General features: G+C 61.8%; 19 protein-coding genes. 12 read left to right on the plus strand and 7 right to left on the minus strand.

The features are described 5' to 3' along the window. Nucleotides 1-4 precede the first annotated feature (4 nt). The gene (locus tag VOI22_RS01200) at nucleotides 5-2,305 is read right to left on the minus strand and encodes a xanthine dehydrogenase family protein molybdopterin-binding subunit (protein WP_323794779.1); all 2,301 of its coding nucleotides are present in this window, start codon (nucleotides 2,303-2,305) and stop codon (nucleotides 5-7) included. A 133-nt stretch (nucleotides 2,306-2,438) separates the two neighbouring features. Between VOI22_RS01200 and VOI22_RS01205 the strand changes: the two genes are divergently transcribed. After that, a complete protein-coding gene (locus VOI22_RS01205; protein ID WP_323794780.1) occupies nucleotides 2,439-3,197 on the plus strand; it encodes a hypothetical protein in 759 nt (252 codons plus the stop codon). On the opposite strand, the gene VOI22_RS01210 is transcribed toward VOI22_RS01205, so the two are convergent. Further along, a complete protein-coding gene (locus VOI22_RS01210; protein WP_323794781.1) occupies nucleotides 3,194-3,571 on the minus strand; it encodes a hypothetical protein in 378 nt (125 codons plus the stop codon). The two genes, VOI22_RS01205 and VOI22_RS01210, sit on opposite strands and share 4 nt — an antisense overlap. Then, nucleotides 3,568-4,941 (minus strand): acyclic terpene utilization AtuA family protein, encoded by a 1,374-nt coding sequence (locus VOI22_RS01215; protein WP_323794782.1) that lies wholly within the window; start codon nucleotides 4,939-4,941, stop codon nucleotides 3,568-3,570. The genes VOI22_RS01210 and VOI22_RS01215 overlap by 4 nt, the downstream gene beginning before the upstream one ends. Before the next feature lie 93 nt (nucleotides 4,942-5,034). On the opposite strand from VOI22_RS01215, the gene VOI22_RS01220 reads away from it, so the two are divergent. Beyond that, on the plus strand, nucleotides 5,035-5,667 hold the full coding sequence (locus tag VOI22_RS01220; protein ID WP_323794783.1) for a 3'-5' exonuclease: 633 nt from the start codon (nucleotides 5,035-5,037) through the stop codon (nucleotides 5,665-5,667). A gap of 96 nt (nucleotides 5,668-5,763) precedes the next feature. Further along, nucleotides 5,764-6,237: a cyclic nucleotide-binding domain-containing protein gene (locus tag VOI22_RS01225; RefSeq protein WP_323794784.1), complete on the plus strand. Its 474-nt coding sequence runs from the start codon at nucleotides 5,764-5,766 to the stop codon at nucleotides 6,235-6,237. Between the two features lie 10 nt (nucleotides 6,238-6,247). Here the strand turns inward: VOI22_RS01225 and VOI22_RS01230 are convergent, their stop codons facing one another. Next, nucleotides 6,248-6,568: a hypothetical protein gene (locus VOI22_RS01230; RefSeq protein WP_028465744.1), complete on the minus strand. Its 321-nt coding sequence runs from the start codon at nucleotides 6,566-6,568 to the stop codon at nucleotides 6,248-6,250. A gap of 220 nt (nucleotides 6,569-6,788) precedes the next feature. Here VOI22_RS01230 and VOI22_RS01235 point away from each other — a divergent pair, with 220 nt between their 5' ends. Then, nucleotides 6,789-8,072 (plus strand): hypothetical protein, encoded by a 1,284-nt coding sequence (locus tag VOI22_RS01235; RefSeq protein ID WP_323794785.1) that lies wholly within the window; start codon nucleotides 6,789-6,791, stop codon nucleotides 8,070-8,072. A gap of 11 nt (nucleotides 8,073-8,083) precedes the next feature. Here VOI22_RS01235 and VOI22_RS01240 read toward each other — a convergent pair whose 3' ends face one another. Further along, nucleotides 8,084-8,989, minus strand: coding sequence for a DMT family transporter (locus tag VOI22_RS01240; RefSeq protein WP_323794786.1), 906 nt, complete (start codon nucleotides 8,987-8,989; stop codon nucleotides 8,084-8,086). Between the two features lie 149 nt (nucleotides 8,990-9,138). On the opposite strand from VOI22_RS01240, the gene VOI22_RS01245 reads away from it, so the two are divergent. The 8 genes from VOI22_RS01245 to VOI22_RS01280 all read left to right on the plus strand — a co-directional run bounded on the left by VOI22_RS01245 (nucleotide 9,139) and on the right by VOI22_RS01280 (nucleotide 17,577). Beyond that, entirely contained in the window at nucleotides 9,139-11,448 is a 2,310-nt protein-coding gene (locus VOI22_RS01245) for a xanthine dehydrogenase family protein molybdopterin-binding subunit (RefSeq protein ID WP_323794787.1), read from the plus strand. 82 nt (nucleotides 11,449-11,530) lie between these two features. Further along, nucleotides 11,531-12,157 (plus strand): glutathione S-transferase family protein, encoded by a 627-nt coding sequence (locus VOI22_RS01250; RefSeq protein WP_323794788.1) that lies wholly within the window; start codon nucleotides 11,531-11,533, stop codon nucleotides 12,155-12,157. Between the two features lie 137 nt (nucleotides 12,158-12,294). Then, nucleotides 12,295-12,930, plus strand: coding sequence for a peroxiredoxin (locus VOI22_RS01255; protein WP_028465739.1), 636 nt, complete (start codon nucleotides 12,295-12,297; stop codon nucleotides 12,928-12,930). A gap of 191 nt (nucleotides 12,931-13,121) precedes the next feature. Beyond that, entirely contained in the window at nucleotides 13,122-14,057 is a 936-nt protein-coding gene (locus VOI22_RS01260) for an NAD(P)-dependent oxidoreductase (protein WP_323796273.1), read from the plus strand. Between the two features lie 200 nt (nucleotides 14,058-14,257). Beyond that, nucleotides 14,258-15,280 (plus strand): zinc-binding alcohol dehydrogenase, encoded by a 1,023-nt coding sequence (locus VOI22_RS01265; protein WP_323794789.1) that lies wholly within the window; start codon nucleotides 14,258-14,260, stop codon nucleotides 15,278-15,280. A gap of 13 nt (nucleotides 15,281-15,293) precedes the next feature. Next, on the plus strand, nucleotides 15,294-15,692 hold the full coding sequence (locus VOI22_RS01270) for a 6-carboxytetrahydropterin synthase (protein WP_323794790.1): 399 nt from the start codon (nucleotides 15,294-15,296) through the stop codon (nucleotides 15,690-15,692). Beyond that, the gene (locus VOI22_RS01275) at nucleotides 15,689-16,768 is read left to right on the plus strand and encodes a glycosyltransferase family 4 protein (RefSeq protein ID WP_323794791.1); all 1,080 of its coding nucleotides are present in this window, start codon (nucleotides 15,689-15,691) and stop codon (nucleotides 16,766-16,768) included. The genes VOI22_RS01270 and VOI22_RS01275 overlap by 4 nt, the downstream gene beginning before the upstream one ends. Further along, nucleotides 16,765-17,577 carry a hypothetical protein gene (locus tag VOI22_RS01280; RefSeq protein WP_323794792.1) on the plus strand — a complete coding sequence of 271 codons (813 nt, stop codon included), beginning with the start codon at nucleotides 16,765-16,767 and terminating at the stop codon, nucleotides 17,575-17,577. Before VOI22_RS01275 ends, VOI22_RS01280 begins: the two co-directional genes overlap by 4 nt. On the opposite strand, the gene VOI22_RS01285 is transcribed toward VOI22_RS01280, so the two are convergent. Together VOI22_RS01285 and VOI22_RS01290 are read right to left on the minus strand one after the other, a co-directional pair. Further along, complete coding sequence (locus tag VOI22_RS01285; RefSeq protein WP_323794793.1) at nucleotides 17,570-18,322, minus strand: RibD family protein; 753 nt, start codon at nucleotides 18,320-18,322, stop codon at nucleotides 17,570-17,572. The two genes, VOI22_RS01280 and VOI22_RS01285, sit on opposite strands and share 8 nt — an antisense overlap. After that, entirely contained in the window at nucleotides 18,319-19,125 is an 807-nt protein-coding gene (locus tag VOI22_RS01290; RefSeq protein WP_323794794.1) for a creatininase family protein, read from the minus strand. The genes VOI22_RS01285 and VOI22_RS01290 overlap by 4 nt, the downstream gene beginning before the upstream one ends. Between the last annotated feature and the right edge of the window lie 71 nt (nucleotides 19,126-19,196).

Below are 19,196 nucleotides of genomic sequence, written 5' to 3' on the forward strand. Positions count from 1 at the left end.
CGGATCAGCCTCCATTGTGGATTGCCGTCCAGACCTTTTGTGGCGTCATCGGAATATCGATGTGTTTGACACCATATCCCGCAAGCGCATCGATCACCGCGTTCATGATCGGTCCCGGCCCGCCAATCGACGGTACCTCACCGACACCCTTCACACCGAGCAGGCTGTTCGGGGACGGCGTGGCCGCCCATGCGTGATCGATGAACGGAACGTCGTCGGCGCGCGGGAAGGCGTAATCCATCAGAGAGCCGGTCAGCAGCTGGCCGGAATCCGGGTCGTAGACGCTGCCTTCCATCAGAACCTCGCCGATGGCCTGGGCAATGCCGCCGGTTACCTGTCCGAAGGCGAGCGGCTCGTTCACGATGTGGCCAAGATCGTCGACACCGACGAAACGGTCGACGGCAACGTGGCCGGTGTCCGGATCAACCTCAACCTCAACCACATAGGCGCCGTTCGGGAAGGTGGTGTGCTTGCCCTCGAAATCCATTTCGCCGACGCAGCCGCCACGCAGGCCCGGCTCCAGCGTCTCCGCCGGAATGTCGCCCATACGGGCCATCAACTCGGGGAAGGAGATTGCCTTGTCGGTGCCGGCCACCTTGAAGGACCCGGCTTCGTATTCGATGTCCTGGGACGCGGTTTCCAGGATGTGCCCGGCGAGCTTCTTGCCGTTCTCGACCATCTCGATGGCTGCGCGATGCACAGTGTTGGCCGCGATCGGCATCAGGCAGGAGCCGCCGGTACCGCCGCCGACCTGAAGATCGTCGCTGTCGCCTTGCTCGACGATGACCTGCGACGGATCGATGCCGAGGGTTTCGGCCGCGACCTGCGCGAGCGTCGTCTGGTGGCCCTGACCTGAATCCTGGGTGCCGGTGCGAACCCGTACCTTGCCATCATCGGTCAGCTCGACCTTGCTGCGCTCGGCGGTGGACCCGCCGGTCGCGTGCACATGGATACCGAAGCCGATGCCGCGCTTCTTGCCGGCAGCCTCGCTTGCTGTGCGGCGGTCCGCGTAAGTTTCGTAGTTTGCCTTGGCGAGCGCTTTCTTGAATATCTCGGGATAGTCGCCGCCATCGTAGTCCTCGCCCATCGGCGTGTGGAACGGCAGGTCCGACGGCGTCATCAGGTTCTTGGCGCGGATTTCCGCCCGGTCGAAGCCGTGCTTGTCGCAGGCATAGTCGATCAGGCGTTCCAGCGTACCGGCACTCTCCGGCTTTCCGGCGCCGCGATAGGCATCGGTCGGCGTGGCGTTCGTGAACACGGCCTGTACCCGGTATTCGGCTGCCGTGATTTTGTAGCAACTGGTGAAGACCCGGACAGCGCCCTTGGTGACGATGGAGGGGTTAACCGCGTTGAGGAACGCGCCCATATCGGCCAGCGCATCAATCCGGAAAGCCGTGATCGTGCCGTCCTTTGTCAGTGCCAGCGTCGCCCGGTCGAGGCGGCCGCGGCCCGGCGCGTCGGCAACAAAACTCTCGGTGCGATCCGCTATCCATTTCACGGGCCGTCCTGTCAGGCGGGCGGCGAGCAGGCAGAGGATCTGCTCCGGATAGGGCCAGATTTTTACGGCGAAGCTGCCACCGACATCGTTGGTGATGACCCGCATCTGGGTTTCCTCGACACCAAGTGCTTCGGACATGGCCGCGCGCAGCATGACGACGCCCTGGCTCGGTGTGTGGAGTGTGTATTTCCCGGTCTCACTGTCGAACGCGCCGACGCAGCCGCGCGGTTCGACCGGCGCAATCACGGCGCGCGGATGGTCGACGGTCAGTTCCACCACATGGTCGGCAGCGGCGATCGCTTCATCGACTTCGCTGCCATTGCCGATACGCCAGTCGAAACTGACATTGCGTGGCGCCTCGTCCCAGATCTTGGGAGCGCCGTCGGAGACGGCATGGGCGAGATCGGTGACGGACTCCAGATCCTCATAGTCGATATCGACCAGCTCGGCGGCTTCGAGTGCGGCGGAAATCGTTTCGGCAACGATGAAGGCAACTGGTTGACCTGCGTATTTGGCAACACCCGTCGCCAGTGCCGGACGCTCCGGCTCGATCATCGGCTTCCCGTCGTGCCCGACCATGGGCATGCGGGATCGCATAGGGCCAATGCTCTCGCTGGCCAGATCATCCCCGGTGAGTACGGTCAGTATACCGGGCACGGCCTTTGCGTTATCCACGGCGACAGAAAGGAGTCGGGCATGCGCCATGGCGGAGCGTACGACGACCGCATGCGCGGCGCCTTCCGGGAACAAATCATCCACATAGCAGCCGTGCCCGGTGAGCAGCCGGTCATCTTCGCGTCGCAACATGTCTCTATGATCTCGTTAATTCGTGGCTGGACTGTCATTATGTCACACGCAAATATACATGCGATCCAGCATTTCTTAACATTGCAATAGTAAGGCTTGGTTGTGAGCACAGAGAATATCGGTGAATTAGAGAATGGGTGATTCGGACAATAGTTCAGCAGCGCTGGATGCTCTGCGGGCGCAATTCGATCAGGCGATGTCGGAGCCGGATACGGTTAAGCGTTTCCGCGTCCTGTTGGATGTTACGGACGGAGCGCGGCATTTGCAGTCGAAGGTCAACAAGAGCCTGAAAGAACACCAGAAATCAGAAACCTTTCTGGAAGTTGAAAAGCGGTTCGTGACCAAGCACGAGACCAAGCTGGATGCTCTCGCACAGGGTTTCTTCAATTGCTATGCGACTCCCGGAAAAGCACGCGCCGCTCTGGATCAGCTTTGTGATAGTTACGATACCCAATATGTCCTCGACGTGGTCGCTCTTGGCGTCTGGCGGCTCTCGAAACCGCTCGGTTTTGATCTGTTCGGGATCAAGAGTGAGGCTCGCCAGATGGCCGAGGCATTTTACGAGAATAATCTGCATCCGGCTCTCGAAAAGGCCATCCCGGATCACGGGGATTATCTGAAACTGAAGCGTCTCAATGTGGAAGAGCGCTACGGAAAAGTTCTTGAGGATATCGAGATGTGCCGGAAGGCCGCGGCGGCGATCGAGGTGGTTCTGAAAAAATACCGGGACCGGTTCGCAACTGAAGCGAAGTCAATGTCCGAGGAAGATGTCGACAAGCTTTCGCCTGCGGAGGCGGTCGAACGGGTGAAGGCTCTCCCCTTGAAAATGCAGGAAGCGATCTTTGAAGCGCAAAAAGAGGCTCTCGCCGCCAAGCCTCGCGCCGCGCACTAACCCTGGCGCCTGCCCTGGGTGAGTTCCTGGACCCGGTCGAGAGGAACCTCGACCGGCAAGTCCAGAAGCATGAAGGACAGGGTCTTGCCATGCAGATCCAGGTTGAGCGTGCTGTTCACACCGCCTTCGAGCGCATCGTCGATAACGAAATTCAGTGCCGGAAGGTTGGGCAGCTCATAGCGGGTGACAGCGCTCGCTCCCTTGTGCGCGAAGAGCGCGAGGACCCGCTTCTCGGTAACCTGATCCAGCAGTAGGGAATAGGCCGCTTCCGTATAGGGAATGACGCTGATGTTCGAGCGGTTTCCCTTGTCGCCGCTGCGCCCATGCGCAATGTCGTGCAGGCGAAGACGTGTTGTGTCGAGAACCTCGGTCATGCGCCGGCTCCGAGAAACTGAACGCTGGGGGAGAGCCTGTTCCTGTCGACCAGGATCGAGGCGGTGTGGATCTGTGCGGTGATGTTGCGTCTGAAGCCGCCACCGCCGGCGGGGCCGGAGCAATAGAGGCTCAGCACCTCGTCCGCGAGATCTTCGGCAATCTCGCGGGAATGACAGGAAACAGCGGCACGGACCCGGTAATCGCCGTCCGGTGCGGCTGTGCCGGCGCCGGGGTAGGGCGCACTGCCACCATCGAAAGTGCTTGATGTGCCAATGATATCGAAACGGTACTCGGCATTGCTTCCGCGTTCGCGGGCCCGCTCGCTCAGGACTTCCCTGGCAAGCTCTGCGCGGGCCAGAGCGTTCGGCCCCGCATAGCTGATCTCAGCCTCGCCGAGCCAGCCGCCGTCGAAACTGATCGTGGTCTTCAATGTATCCGGCCGCGCCTTGCCGCGTGCGCCGGAGACAGCGACAACGTTCTCGCTCGCTTGCTCGACTGACACTCCTGAGATGTCGAGCACAACGTCCGCCGTCAGATAGGCGGAGGGATCGTGCATCTCGTAGAGGATCTGTTCCTTGACGGTCGCTGGTGTCACGCAGCCGCCTGTATTGTCCGCCTTGCCGACCCGTATTGCGCCCTCGCGGGAGATCGTGGCGATGGGAAAACCGACATGGGCAAGGTCGGGCACGTCCTTGAAACCGGGGTCGGCGAAATAGGCGCCGGTTACCTGGGCTCCGCATTCCAGCAGATGTCCGGCCAGCGTTCCGGCGGCAAGTGCATCCCAATCCTCTTCCGTCCAGCCGAATTCGTGGATCAGTGGGCCAAGTACCAGGGCCGGGTCCGTGGTCCGTCCGACCACGACGATATCGGCGCCGCCTGCCAGTGCCTCGGCTATCGGGCGGGCGCCGATATAGGTGTTGGCGGCGACAATCCCGTCACCGATAGGCAGCCCTTCGATGGTCTTGTGACTGCGGATTTCTTTTTCATCCATCACCGTCAGAAGGTCGTCGCCAGAGACGACGGCAATGCGCGGGGTGCGGCAGCCGATCTCTTTGGCAATTTCCAGGATGCGCCTGGCGCCCCCGATCGGGTTCGCAGCTCCAAAGTTGGAGACGATGCGGATGTTATTCGCAAGACAGCGCTCCAGAATCGGCCGGACATAGGCCTCAAGGAACGGCGAGTATCCACGCTCCGGATCACGTTGTTTCTGCTTCTGCGCAAGCGCTAGAGTGCGTTCCGCAAGTGTCTCGAAAATAAGGTATTTCGGGCCGTCACGGGTGGCGAGCGTATCTACCACGGGGCCGCCGGCATCCTTCCGGTCGCCGGCAAAGCCGGCGCCACAGCCGATATGGACGAGATCTTTGGTCATCAGTCTTTCGCTTGGCAGGGTGGGGGGCAGACTGTAGCGTCTGGCGGGCGAATTTTACCAGCCCTCAAATCAACCAGTACGGGGAGAGCGGCGATGCCGGGACGCGTCGATCGCGTCAAAGAGAGTGCTGCCGCAGGTCCATTTCGCGACTTCCCCGATCAGGGTACGGTGGTTGTTTTCGATCTTGAAATTACGGCCTGGGAAGGCTCGCTTGCGCGGGGTTGGAGCGGGCCTGACGAATTCATGGAAGTCGTTCAGATCGGGGCGGTAAAGATTGACGCGGCCATGCCGATGGCGGAGCTGGCGAGCTTCGAGGTGTTGGTGAAGCCGGAGAAAAATCCGGTACTCTCCGACTATTTCATCGAATTGACCGGGATCACCAATGCGAATCTCTCCCATCACGCCATGCCGTTCAAGGAGGCCCTGTGCCGGTTTGCCGATTTCGTCGGCGATGCCGGTCTCGTTGTGTCGAACGGAAATGACTGGTGCGATCTCGTTCAGAATGCCGATTGGGCCGGTATGATTTGGCCATTCAGGGATGATCTATTCGCCAATATCCGTCCGCGCCTTGCCGGGGCGTTGGGGTTGCCGGAGAACCAGACTGTAAGTTCTACGCTGCCTCAGCATCTTGGCCATATGGCCATGCCTGGCGCCCATACCGGACTCGGTGATGCGCGGGCCATCGCCCTCGCAGTTCGCGATCTCAGAGTCCATGGGCGTCTCTGAGTCGCAGGGCTTGTTTTCGCTCTAAATCCTTTCACCTGCGGACAGCAGGCGCATACTATATGGAAGCAATGTATATGGGACTGATTGGGGTAGATGATGAGTTCGGATAAATTCGATTTGGGCGGCGGTTCCGTCAACGCGGACGAGATTGGCCGGATCGGGCTGTTTCTGGATCTCGGGGAAGAAGAGCGTGGGGCCATCGCGGCTCTTTGCCGTAAACGGCGGTTCGCGGCAGGGGAGGTTATTATCGCCAGAGAAGGCGATGACCACGACGTCTATTTCATGCTGGAAGGCTCCGCCGAAGTCCAGAATCATACGATTATCGGCGATGCGCTGAGGCTTGACGGGCTGGGAGCCGGTGCCTATTTCGGCGAGCTTTCGGCGCTGGATGGCGGTCCTCGGTCTGCTGTGGTCCGGGCGACGGACGATTGCATCGTCGCGGCAATGTCACCGAGCGACTTCCGCAACATGTTGTCGGAACATCCCTCGGTGCTGGTTCTTGTGTTACACAATCTGGCCCAGATGATCCGCAACTCGAACCTTACGGTTCTTCAGCACGCTACCCTCTGAGTTTGGGCGGTCAGCTCTCGTCTTCGGCGGTATCGTCGTCGCGGCGGCCGTCGGCCGAGCGGGTGAGGCGGCCCATAAGCTGCTCAAGGGCAGCGTGCAGGTTGCGCACGCCCGATCGGGACATGATCATGCGGGATACGACGGCATGTTCAACCTGAGAGCCGTCGATATTGAAACGCGTGTTCACAAGATTGATCCGAACGACACCGTCTCGCACCATGGCGCCGATGACTCCGTCGACGAAAATATCCTGGCATTCCGGGGCAATCACGATGTTCGGCTGCTGTCCTGCTGCCTGACCGCCGGTGGTGGTGTTCGAAGTATCGCTCATTGAAATTCGCCCGACATAATTTTGTGCCAAATTCGATCTAATACCGATAACACGTTGCCACCGTTGGCGGAAGATCGTTAGGGCAATTCCCGGACGATTGCGCGAGGATTGCCAAATATTCCTCTGCGGCGCAGACTCTTGACTCATCTGACTGCTCCGCTCCCCGCCTTGGAGAAATCCCATCTTTCCGCAGTCTTTTCTGGACTGGCGCGTCCTGCTTTTGACGTCCGTGTGGGCCGGCTCCGTTGCCGGACTCTTCCTTTCCGTCCCCATGCTCGATCATATCGTTGCCGGTGGCCTGTTGCTTTTTGTGCTGGGCACGTTGCCGCAAGCCCGGTTGGAGACGAAAGTACTCGTCGGAATCGGGACGGTCGCGACGCTGATCCTGATTTCCACCGTTGCCGATCCGGAAGCCGTCTGGCGCGGGCTTGAGCGCACGCTGATTTTCGCCGGGCTGCTACCAACACTGAAAATGACACGGGAAGTCGCCCGGCTGATGCCGTCTGTGCGGGCGAGCCAGAACAGACTGGCAGCGCTACCGGACAGCGCTGCGGATGTTGGCATCACCATCGGGGCGACGGTCTTCGGTGCGGTTCTGAATACCGGCTCTTTTGCCCTGGTCTCCGCGGTGGTGCCTGCCAATGCAAGCAAGGAACGCCGCCGTTCTGCGGCATGCGCATCGATGCGGGGGATGAGCATCGCCGTGCTTTGGTCACCCTTCTTCGTCGGCTTTGCTGTGGCTGGTACCTATCTGCCGATGGTCGAACTCTGGGAGATCATTCCACTCGGTTTCGTCTGCGTTGCCATATCCGTCTCGATCGCACTTGCCATGTTCGCCCGGCCATTCAGCTTTGCGGCGGTCGGCGCTGCCCTTGCTTGCCTGAAGCCGATTGCATCGCGGTTGGGGATTGCCGCCGGTACGGTCATTCTGGTCGGGACCGTCACGCCGCTCTCGACACTCGGCTCCATCCTGGTGGTGATGCCTTTGCTATGCATGCTGCAATTCTTCCGTCGGCCGGACGCATTATGGCCGGTGCTGGAGAAAACGGCGGAAGGAATGAAGGAACTCGGGGACGACCTTGCGCTTGTCGCCGTTGCCATCGTGGTCGGCACCGTTGCGGGAGAGGCCGATGCGGTGATTGTCCATGTCGCGCCGCTGCTTGAAGGCGGATTGCCGGCGCCGGTCCTGTTGGCCCTGATGATCGGCATACAGCTTGTGCCGGCCATAATCGGTATTCATCCGATTATCACCGGGACCATCTTCCTCGCCGCCCTGACGAGTCTGGATCACGGTGTGCTGCCGCTGGCTCTCTATGAAGCCATGCTCGCGGGATGGGGGCTCGGGGCCATGGTTTCTATCGCCTCGCTCTCCGTTGTCACGGCGGGCTCAATGTTCGACGTGCGGCCAACGCACGTCGCTCTTGGTCCAAACCTGGCATATGTTTTTGTCGTCTGGGCCGTGCTGGTGCCGATCCTCAGTATCCTGCACTACGCCCTGATCTGAGAGCGGGCAGGCTATTTGGCCCGGCGCGTCATCACAAGGAAGACGGCGGAGACCACGGCTACGAGGGCGGCATAATCGACAATTCCGGGGACGGTGCCGAAGATCAGCGCATCCGCGGCAACGCCGACCACCGGGACCATCAGTGTTCCGACGGTGGAGACAACGACCGGCAGCATGGTCACCACGTTGAAATAGGCCCAGTAACAGAAGATGCCGGTGATCGTCATGTTGTAGACGAGGCCGAGCGTCGGCACGAGGGTGACGCTCTCCGGCATGTTCTGATAGTCCCAGACGATCGCGATCACGGCGATGGGCAGCGCGCCGAGCATCTGCTGCCAGCCGGTAAGCGCGGTCACGGACATGGAAAAGCGGAAATACTTTACCGCCGCCGTGCCGGTGCCCCAGCTGATCGCGGCGAGGACGACCAGCGCCGGGCCAAGCGGATCGCCTGATATGGCGCGGTCGTCGCCGAAGAATAACAGGCACATTCCAACAAGGCCGAGTCCAAGTGCGAGAATCGATCGTGTGCGCAAGGGCTCCTTGACGAGCCACGCGCCGGTCAGGGTTGCCCAGAGCGGCATGGTGTAGGCCAGAATGGCCGCGCGGCCGGACTCCATAAGATCGACGCCGTACAGCACTGCAATGTTCCATACGGACATGTTGAGCAGTGAGACGATTACCAGCCCCTTCCACTCCGCACGCGGCACGCGGAGTGTTCTGCCGCGGGCTTTTGCCATAGCAAACAAGCCCAGAGCCGCCGAAATCCCCGCAATGGCGCGAAAAACGAAGGGTGGGTATTCGGCAAGGGAAAGTTTCATCACCGGCCAGTTGAGGCCCCAGAGCAGGGCCAGCATGGCCAGCAAAAAGATCGCGAATGGCGGGATCGCTGCCGTTTTATGCGGCAAGGGTTGGTTCACGGGCGAAGAGCCCCTAACTGTGTGAAAGGCGAATGAAGATAAAGTTTGCTAACCCATTTGTTGCTTGAGTGCCAGACTTCTAAACCCCTAACATCCGCGCGAGAGATTTCGGCCGCTGCGCCCGCAACGGCCTGACGAGGAGGGACTACATGGTAAAATTCGGCATTGGTCAGGCGATCAAACGCGTTGAGGACCAGCGGCTGCTGACGGGGCAGGGCAATTACACGGATGATGTCACGCCCGACGGCACGGCCCGGGCCTTCATCCTGCGCTCGCCTTATGCTCATGCACGGATCAACGGGATCGACACGGCGGATGCGGAAGCAGCCCCCGGTGTGATCGCCGTTCTGACCAACAAGCATGTGAAGGCAGACGGGCTCGGAGATCTTCCCAGTTTGGCGCCGGCTCCGAACAAGGATGGCAGTGCGCGCGCCGACACACCGCGCCCGATCCTTGAAGGCGATACTGTCCGTCATGTCGGCACGCCGGTCGCCATGGTGATCGCGGAAACACTGGATCAGGCACGCGATGCGGCAGAGCTGATCGATGTCGATTACGAGCCGCTGCAGCCCGCCACCGATACGGAAGGTGCGACCAAGCCGGGCGCCACCCAGCTTTACGATCACATCCCCCACAATGTGTGCTTCGACTGGCACAAGGGCGACCTTGAGACAGCCGAGGCCGCCTTCACCCGGGCGAAGCAGGTCGTTCGCACCAAGGTCGTCAATAACCGCATCATCGTGAATTCCATGGAACCGCGGGGTGCCATCGGCCTTTATGACGCCGAGACCGACCGCACGACGCTCTACAGCTCCACCCAGGGCCCGAGCTTCATCCATCCGATTCTCGCCGAGGCAGTACTGAAGATCGACAAGGAGAAGCTGCGCTGCATCACCACAGATGTCGGCGGCGGCTTCGGCATGAAGATCTTCCTTTATCCCGAGCAGTGCCTGCTCGCCTGGGCCTCCCGCCGCTTGAAGATGGCGGTGAAATACACGCCGGAACGCTCCGAAGCCTTCATGAGCGACACCCAGGGCCGGGACAATGTCAGCTATGTCGATGCCGCGCTCGACGAGAACGGCAAGATCATCGGCATGAAGGTCGAGACCTACGCCAATCTCGGCGGCTACCTCTCCAATTTCGGCCCCTTCATCCCGACCGAAGCGGGCACGCATATGCTGTCCGGCGTTTACGACATCCCGGTGATCTACGTAAATGTGAAGGGCGTGCTGACCAACACCACGCCGGTAGACGCCTATCGCGGCGCGGGGCGGCCGGAAGCGGCCTATCTGATCGAGCGGGTGATGGATAATTGCGCTGCGGAAACCGGTCTCGGCCGGGACGAAATCCGGCGCCGCAACTTCGTCACGCCGCAGCAGATGCCCTACAGCACCACGCTCGGCAACGTTTACGACACCGGCGAATTCCAGATCGTCATGGAGAAATGCCTCGCGAAGGCGGACTGGAACGGATTCGCCACCCGCAAGGCGGCGTCCGAGAAGGCTGGCAAGCTGCGCGGTATCGGTCTTGGCTACTACATCGAGAAATGCGGTGGCGGAAACCCGGAGACGGCGGATATCCGCTTCACCGAGGACAACAAGATCGAGATCTATATTGGCAACCAGTCGAACGGGCAGGGGCACGAGACCGCCTATGCCCAGGTGCTGGGCGATGTGCTCGGCATCGACGGTGAGGATATCCGGATCATCCAGGGCGATACCGACCGCACGCCTCCCGGTCTGACCGGCGGCTCACGCGCCCTGCCTGTGGGCGGCGTCGCCGTGCTGCTCGGCGGCCGCGAGATCGTCGAGAAGGGCAAGAAGGTCGCGGCTCGGGTTATGGAAGCGGCAATTGAGGATATAGAGTTCACCGACGGCACCTTTACGGTCGCCGGGACCGACAAGACCATGTCGATCTTCGAGGTGAATCGGGAAGCCAAGAGCGAGGAAGAGGCCGGCCTCGACACCACGCACAAGCGCACGCCGGAAGCGGCGACGTTCCCGAACGGCTGCCATGTCTGTGAGCTGGAGATCGACCCGGACACCGGCATCGTCGAGATCCAGAAATACAGCGTGGTCGACGATTTCGGCTCGGTCATCAACCCGAACCTGCTGGCCGGTCAGGTGCATGGCGGTGTCGGCCAGGGGCTCGGCCAGGCGCTGTACGAGCACACGATCTATGACGAGGAAAGCGGCCAGCTCGTGACCGGTTCCTACATGGATTACACCCTGCCGCGCGCGGACCATGTGCCATGGGTCGATTTCGAGACCCACAATGTCTGGTGCACGACCAACCCGCTCGGCATCAAGGGCTCCGGCGAGGCCGGTGCCATCGGAGCCCCGCCGGCCGCGATCAGCGCGGTTTGCGATGCGCTCGGCGTCACCAATATCGACATGCCGGCGACGCCGGAGAAAATCTGGGCGGTGGCCAACGCGGGCAAACTCGCGGCGGCCGAATAGGTCTCATTCTGAAAAGACGGTTGCGGAAACGCACCCGTCTTTTCTTGTATGACAGTTCAAGAATTCAAAAGGGGGGGAAGCCATGACGGCACCGATCGAATGCTACACGTGGAAGACGTCGAACGGGCGCAAGATCACGATCATGCTCGAGGAACTCGGGATTCCGTACAACCTGCACCCGATCAATATCGGCGAGGATGACCAGTTCACGCCTGAATTCATCGCCATCAATCCGAACTCGAAAATCCCGGCGATCATCGATCCGGACGGCCCGGACGGCAAGCCGTACACGGTCTTCGAATCCGGCGCGATCCTGATGTATCTGGCCGAGAAGACCGGCAAGTTCATGCCGACCGACATGGCGAAACGCTATGAAGTCATCCAGTGGCTGATGTTCCAGATGGGCGGTATCGGCCCGATTTTCGGTCAGGTGCACCATTTCAAGCGCGCCGCAAAAGAGAAGGTGCCTTACGGCATCGAGCGGTACGGCAAGGAATGCCTGCGGCTCTACGGCGTGCTGAACAGCCGCCTCGAAGGCCGGGATTATCTCGCCAACGACGAGGTCTCCATCGCTGATTTCGCCACCCTGCCCTGGGTGTTCCGGCACGATTGGCAGGAAGTTGACCTGAACCAGTTCCCGAACGTGAAGCGCTGGTTCGATGCGATGATGGCGCGTCCGGCCCTGAGCCGGGGTATGGAACTGCCCTGATCCGAAACCGGATTTATGGTTAATAAGCGGGGTCGCGGCGGTATCGCCCGGCCCCGTTTCTGCATATAGTGCCGCCGCCCGCGCATTCCTCGGGAGGGAGGCGACCGGCTCTAAATTCACACGAGGAGGAGAAGGCCATGACCATCCGGCTTGGCGATATAGCGCCTGATTTCACGCAGGATTCCACGGACGGCAAGATTAATTTCTACGATTATGCAGGCGACAACTGGGTCATCCTGTTCTCGCACCCGAAGGATTTTACCCCGGTCTGCACCACCGAGCTGGGCTACATGGCCGGCCTGAAACCCGAATTCGACAAGCGCGGGGTCAAGGTGCTCGGCCTTTCCGTCGATGGTCTTGGCGACCATGAGAAGTGGGCCGACGACATCAAGCAGACCCAGGGCAACAGCCTGAACTTCCCACTGGTGGCGGACCACGACAAGACCGTCGCCGGTCTTTACGACATGATCCACCCGAACGCGAACGACACGCTGACGGTGCGCTCGGTTTTCGTCATCGACGGCAACAAGAAGGTCCGTCTGATCCTGACCTATCCGGCCAGCACTGGACGGAACTTCGACGAGATCCTGCGCGTCGTGGATTCCCTGCAGCTCACCGACAAGCACAAGGTGGCGACGCCGGTGAACTGGACCAGCGGCGACAAGTGCATCATCGTCCCGGCTCTGTCGAACGACGATGCCAAGAAGCTGTTCCCAGGTGGCTGGGACGAACAGCGCCCCTATCTGCGCGTGGTTGATCAGCCGGGCGCGTAATCAAGGACATATCGAGGAAAAGGGCCGGTTTGACCGGCCCTTTTTTGTTTTTTTGCATCATGATGGTGTCGTCACCTTGGCTAAGGCCGGGAGCCAGGAGATCATAAGGTGGAGCGCATGTTCTCTGGATACCGGCCTCCGCCGGTATGACGATCGAATAGATCTAGGTGAGGAGAAGAATTGTGAGCCAAATGAACCAGCCTATCCGCGCGGCAGCGGATTTCTCCGTCGGTTTCATCGGCCTCGGCGGCATGGGGCGCGGGGTGGTGAAGAACATGCTGGCCGGAGGTGCGGCGGTCTCGGTGCATGATCTTGACCCGGAGGCGGTGGCGCTGGCCGTCTCACAGGGCGCAAAGGCCGAGCCGGACCTGGCGGCGATGGCGGCAAGTGTTGACGTTCTTGGTATCTGCATCACCACGGCGGAGGCGGTCCAGAAACTCGCTCTCGGGCCGGGCGGCCTGCTCTCCCGAATGAAGAAGGGCGCGGTCTTTCTCGATCACACGACGGTTTCTCCTGATCATGTAGACAAGATGCGGGAGGCCTGCGCCGCGCGCGGTATCGATTATTGCGAGGCTCCGATGACCCGGACGCCGGTCCATGCGGACCGGGGCGAGGTTAATATCCTGTTCGGCGGGACGGCGGAATTGCTGGAGCGGCTTCGGCCGCTGTTCGAAACCTACGCCGAAAACATCTTCCATGTCGGCCCGGCAGGACATGCGATCCGCCTGAAATTGATCCACAATTACATCGCTTTCGCCAATGTCGCCTCCTGGTGCGAGGGGTTCGCGCTCGCCGCCCGCGAAGGGCTCGACATGGACAAGGTGATCGGCATCATCTCGGCTGCCGGCGGCAAGTCCGGCATGATGGATCTCTATGGCGAAGCGACCCTGAAACGCGACTTCACGCCACTGATGTCGCTCGCCAACGCCCAGAAGGATGTTCGTTATTACGCGCAATGGCTGGAGCAGGCTGGCCTGCCGGGCTTCATGGCGGAATCGGTACACCAGACCTATGCTCTGGCCTCTATCATGGGTTTCGAGGACGAAAGCTGCACGGCGGTAATCAAGGCTTATGAGAAACTGACCGGCGTTGAGGCCCGGTTGCCGGGTGTCCGGGAAGAAGAGTAACCAGCACAACCCGAGACCGTCATCCCGGCCAGAGAGCCGGGACCTAGGCGATCATAGGGTCGCGCCCATGTTCCCTAGGTCCCCGCGTGCGCGGGAATGACGTTTGTGGGAGGAGGGCGCGGCGCGGGGAAACATCCTGCTCACGATAGTTTTTGCTGCATGCGGGGGCACAACAGACTAGGCCTCCCCTGTAGGGTTTTGTGGCGTCTTCCAATAAGGCGGAGATGATGGGGCAGGATAAGGCAGCAACGGACGGCGCGCGGGCGTTCTGGTCGCTCGGCGATGGCCGGGGCGAGATCAGGGCGGCGGCGCTCGCCGCGCCGGGGCCGGATGACGTGGTGGCGGAGACCGTCTATTCAGCGGTCAGCAAAGGCACGGAGAGTCTTGTCTTTCGGGGCGGTGTGCCGGAGTCCGAGTGGGGCCGCATGGCCTGCCCGTTCCAGGAAGGGCAGTTTCCGGGGCCGGTGAAATACGGTTATGCCGCCGTTGCCCGTGTCGTTGGCGGCACAGCGCTGGAGTCGGGAACGCTGATCTTCGCGCTTTATCCGCATCAGACCCGCTTCGTGTTACCTGCCGCCGCGGCTATCCCGGTGCCGGAAGGCGTAACGCCGGAGCGGGCCGTGCTGGCCGCAAATATGGAGACGGCGTTGAACGCGGTCTGGGATGCCGAAGTTGCACGCACCGGCCTGATTGCCGTCATCGGCGGCGGCATGGTCGGCTTGCTGACCGGCTATCTCGCCCACCGGTTCTGGGGGGCGGAGGTCTGGGTGTTCGATCCGGTGGAGAGCCGCGCCGCTATATGCGATGCGTTGGGGCTCCACTACGCGGAGACGGGCGCGAAACCGGAGAAATTCAGCCTGCTTTTCCATGCCAGCGCGACCGAGGCCGGATTGCGCACGGCCCTTGAGCTTTCGGCTTTCGAAGCGACCATTGTCGAGCTGAGCTGGTACGGGGACCGGGAAGTCTCCCTGCCGCTGGGAGGGGCTTTCCATTCTCAACGCCTGACCATCAAGGCGTCCCAGGTCGGCGCTGTGGCGCCGTCCCGCCGGGAGCAGGCGCGGCATGCCCAGCGTCTGGCCGAGGCGCTCACCCTGCTGGACGATCCGGCGCTCGACGTTCTTATCACCGACGAGAGTCCCTTTGAGGCTTTGCCAAACGTGCTGGCGGAGCTTGTCTCCGGGGCACCGGAAACTCTCTGCCACCGCATCCGTTATTCTGACTGACCGGAGTTTTTCAATGTACGCACTCACCGTTCGCGACCACGTCATGATCGCGCACAGCTTCAATTCTGAAACTTTCGGGCCGGCCCAGCGGCTGCACGGCGCGACCTATGTGATCGATGTGGAGTTCCGCCGCGCCGCGCTGGACGAGGATAATCTGGTGGTCGATATCGGCGCCGCTTCGGAGCGGCTGAAGGAGGTGCTGGAGCCGCTCGGCTACCGCAATCTGGACGATCTGCCGGAATTCGCCGGTGAGAACACAACGACCGAATTCCTGGCCCGGCACATCTTTGACCGGATGGCCGGAGCCATCGAGGCGGGAGAGCTTGGTGAGGGTGCGAAGGAGCTCGCTTCCATGAAGGTGACTTTGCACGAGTCCCACATCGCCTGGGCCTCCTATGAGGGGGCGCTGTGAGCGCGGATCCTTTCAAAGGCTCGGAGCCGCCGGTTCATTTCATCGTGCCGGGTCCTCTGGAGACGCTGACCGGCGGGTTTATCTACGACCGGCACATGGTGGAGGGGCTGGAGGCAGCCGGACGCCTTGGCATGGTGCACGAGCTGGATGGCAATTTTCCAAGGGCGGCCCCGTACGACGTTGCGGCCGGTGCGGCGGTGCTCTCCGGCTTGCCGGACCGGGTGCGCTGCGTCATTGACGGACTTGCCCTGACAGCTCTCGGGCAGGCGGTTTTCCAGCATGCGCCGAGGCTCGATATCGTGGCCATGATCCACCATCCACTGGCTGACGAAACGGGTCTCAGCGAGGCGGAACAGACAGCGTTCTTCCAGGCGGAGAAAGCCGTGTTGCAGGAAGTGGCGAGGATCGTCGTTTCCAGCCGCCGGACGGCCGAACGACTTGCCGATTTCGGCGTGCATCCATCTTCTGTCCATGTGGTTGAGCCCGGCATCGCCGATTGGGCGTCGTCGGTTGAGAGCAAGCCGGCGGAGGGACCGCTGCGCATTCTCTCGGTCGGCACGATGACCCGGCGTAAGGGGCATGACATTGCATTGAAGGCTCTCGCCGATTGCCGGGATCTCGACTGGCAGTTCGATATCGTCGGTGGCGCCCGCGACCCTGATCACGCGGCGGAACTGGCGGCGCTTGTTGGTGAGCTGGAACTGGATGATCGAGTGTCTTTGCACGGTGAGATCCCGGAACAGGATCTGGTGCGCATGCATGCGGCGTCCGGCCTTTTCCTCTCGGCGTCTCACCATGAGGGGTTCGGCATGGCGCTTGCCGATGCGGTCGCCGCTGGTCTGCCGGTGCTGACAACTGAGGCAAGTGCAGTCGCAGCCTCTGTGCGCGAGGCCGCGCAACTGGTTCCTGCAGGTGAGGTTGCACTCCTCTCGGAAGCGCTCCGGGGGCTGCTGCAGGACCCCGCTGCCAGACAGGAGCTGGCGAGCCGGTCCCGTGCTGCGGCTATGAAACTCTCTGACTGGGAATGTGCTGCGGCGGCATTCCAGCGGGCAGTGGATGGGGTGATCCTGCAGTGAGCGGGTTCTCGGACACCTGGCTCAGTGCCCGCGCGGCCTGGGACGGACCGGCCCGGAACCGGACGGTTCAGGGCGCACTGGTCGACTGGACCCGCAAACGTGCGCTGGACGGGCCACGTCTGCGGATCGTCGATCTCGGGGCGGGGAACGGAAACAACCAGCGCCACCTCGCGCCATTGTTCATGCAGCCGGTGGATTGGGTTCTGATCGACAGCGATCGGGATTTGCTGACCATTGCAGGGCGGACGGCTCTTCTGAAAGATGATGACACGCTGATTACCGACGTGTCGGACCTGGCGAGCGCGGACCTGGCAAAGCTCATCGCCGGGGCCGATCTTGTCACGGCGTCGGCCTTGTTCGATCTGGTCGCGCAGGGCTGGCTGGACCGTCTGCTCAATGCTCTGGTGGACGAGGGAGCTGCCCTGCTAGCCGTCCTGACCTATGACGGACGGATCGAGGCTGGCGCGGGTGACGATGGCGTGCTGGCGGTTGTCAGGGATCTGGTCAACAAGCATCAACGGACGGACAAGGGGTTTGGCCCTGCGCTTGGACCTGGCGCGCCGGAGGCGTTGTCCGCCGGTCTCGAAGCGCGTGCGTACGACGTACGGGAAGGGCAGAGCGACTGGATCGTCAGTGCAGAAGATCCGGGGGCATCCGCGCTAGTCGGCGGCTGGGCGGAAGCCGCGTCCGAACTAGCGCCGGAGCGGACCGATCAGCTTGCGGCCTGGGCGGAGGACTTGCTTGCGCGCCCGGCTTTATCCATCCGTGTCGGCCATTGCGACCACTTCGCCACACCGCGGGCTAGCTGAGGCGGCAATCGAACAGGGTGTCCACGCCGAGCGCATATGTGCGGGTCTCGAAACGCCGTGCGCTCGCGAGTGTTTCGATTTCCGGCAGGTCAAGGCCGGGGCGGCCGGAGCCGATCAGCATGGGAGCGACGGCGATGTGAAGCCGGTCGATCAGGCCGGCGGTCATAAAGCGCGAAATCGTATTGCCGCCTCCTTCGATCAGGATTGTGCGCAGACCCTTTTTACGAAGCTGTTCCAGAAGCAGGTTCGGAGAGACCTGTTCGGCGTCGCCTTCCGGGGTAAGAACGGAGCAGTGTGGCGGCAGGCCGGATACATTGCGGCTGGTTACCAGCAAAGTTTCGGCGTCGGGCTCCGCCAGCAAGGCGTGATCCGTCGGCACGCGCCTGTTCGGATCGATTACCACACGGATCGGGTTTGGTCCGGAGACGCGTCGGGTCGTCAATCGGGGATTGTCCAGCGCGGCAGTGCTGGCGCCAACAATGACCGCGTCGGCGATGGCTCGAAGGCGGTGCAGATGGTCGAGACTCTCGGGGCCATTGATGTAGTGGGAATGCCCGCTGGCCGTGGCGATCCTGCCATCAAGACTCTGGCCGATCTGGGCGATGACGAGGGGCCGCTCTATGCAGTCCCTGGCAAGATCGTGGTAAAGCCTCCAGGGCACTCTAACGCTATCTGGTGCGTCCGCAGCGTCCGTGCCGTTCTCCTTGCCGAGCAAGGCGAGGATGCTGGACCAGTCACCGCTCATGGCGTTGCGCCGAAGATTTCACCCTCAGCCAGCGGCCAGTCCGCAACATCGACGATCAGTTCGGCAAGCTGGGTTGCATAGGCGGCGAGCAGGGCCGTGCCCTGTTCCGCTGTGGCCCGGCTGGCATTGCCGGTCGCACCGGCCGGGTTCAGATCCTCGGCATTCCAGGCGTAGCCTCCGGCACCGCTGAGGCCGAGACGCCGCGCCGTGCGGGCATGCGCGGCCGCTTTGTTCGGAAAATCCGTGATCTGGTCCTGACGCACCAGATCCGGGTGTAGCGCCAGCATCAGGGCGGTTTCGATCTGGCCGCCATGCAGGCCGAAGGCCTGTTCGTCTTCGGCGATCAGGTCTGGCGGCAGGTCGAAGCGGAAGCTGTTCGCCCGCACGGCCAGCATGTCTGCTTCGGTGCGGAGCCGTTGTGTCACCAGATCAACGATCTGGGGCTGGCCACCATGGCTGTTCAGGATGATCAGCTTGCGCAAACCCGCCGCGGCGACGGACAGGCCTATTTCCGTCCAGGAGGCGAGCAGGGTTTCGGTTTCATGGGAAAGCGTGCCGGCAAAGCTCATATGTTCCGGGCTAAGGCCGACAGACTGGGAGGGGAGCTGGAGCAGATTGATATCCGGTGCAACCCGTTCGGCGGCCGCCGCGAGGATGCCTTCGCTAATCAGGATATCGGTCGCCAGCGGCAGATGCGGGCCGTGTTGCTCGATAGCGCCCACGGGGAGCACTGCGACGGTGCGCGCCGGATTGAGTGCTGCGACATCAACAGTGGTCAGATGTCCCCACGTCCTGATTGGCATCCTGTTGAAATTCCGGCTGTTTCGGCTGTGATGATGGTTAGAGCACATACTGCCGGGACTGGTCCTGTCAA

This window comes from Nisaea sp. (assembly GCF_034670185.1).
Lineage (GTDB): Bacteria > Pseudomonadota > Alphaproteobacteria > Thalassobaculales > Thalassobaculaceae > Nisaea.

Bases quoted from the DNA above. Each gene is read 5' to 3' on its own strand.
- VOI22_RS01285 (WP_323794793.1), bottom strand. From the start codon at position 18,322: ATGAGCGGTGACTGGTCCAGCATCCTCGCCTTGCTCGGCAAGGAGAAC.
- VOI22_RS01210 (WP_323794781.1), bottom strand. From the start codon at position 3,571: ATGACCGAGGTTCTCGACACAACACGTCTTCGCCTGCACGACATTGCG.
- VOI22_RS01270 (WP_323794790.1), top strand. From the start codon at position 15,294: ATGTACGCACTCACCGTTCGCGACCACGTCATGATCGCGCACAGCTTC.
- VOI22_RS01205 (WP_323794780.1), top strand. From the start codon at position 2,439: ATGGGTGATTCGGACAATAGTTCAGCAGCGCTGGATGCTCTGCGGGCG.
- VOI22_RS01220 (WP_323794783.1), top strand. From the start codon at position 5,035: ATGCCGGGACGCGTCGATCGCGTCAAAGAGAGTGCTGCCGCAGGTCCA.
- VOI22_RS01260 (WP_323796273.1), top strand. From the start codon at position 13,122: ATGAACCAGCCTATCCGCGCGGCAGCGGATTTCTCCGTCGGTTTCATC.
- VOI22_RS01215 (WP_323794782.1), bottom strand. From the start codon at position 4,941: ATGACCAAAGATCTCGTCCATATCGGCTGTGGCGCCGGCTTTGCCGGC.
- VOI22_RS01230 (WP_028465744.1), bottom strand. From the start codon at position 6,568: ATGAGCGATACTTCGAACACCACCACCGGCGGTCAGGCAGCAGGACAG.
- VOI22_RS01250 (WP_323794788.1), top strand. From the start codon at position 11,531: ATGACGGCACCGATCGAATGCTACACGTGGAAGACGTCGAACGGGCGC.
- VOI22_RS01255 (WP_028465739.1), top strand. From the start codon at position 12,295: ATGACCATCCGGCTTGGCGATATAGCGCCTGATTTCACGCAGGATTCC.
- VOI22_RS01290 (WP_323794794.1), bottom strand. From the start codon at position 19,125: ATGCCAATCAGGACGTGGGGACATCTGACCACTGTTGATGTCGCAGCA.
- VOI22_RS01225 (WP_323794784.1), top strand. From the start codon at position 5,764: ATGAGTTCGGATAAATTCGATTTGGGCGGCGGTTCCGTCAACGCGGAC.
- VOI22_RS01200 (WP_323794779.1), bottom strand. From the start codon at position 2,305: ATGTTGCGACGCGAAGATGACCGGCTGCTCACCGGGCACGGCTGCTAT.
- VOI22_RS01245 (WP_323794787.1), top strand. From the start codon at position 9,139: ATGGTAAAATTCGGCATTGGTCAGGCGATCAAACGCGTTGAGGACCAG.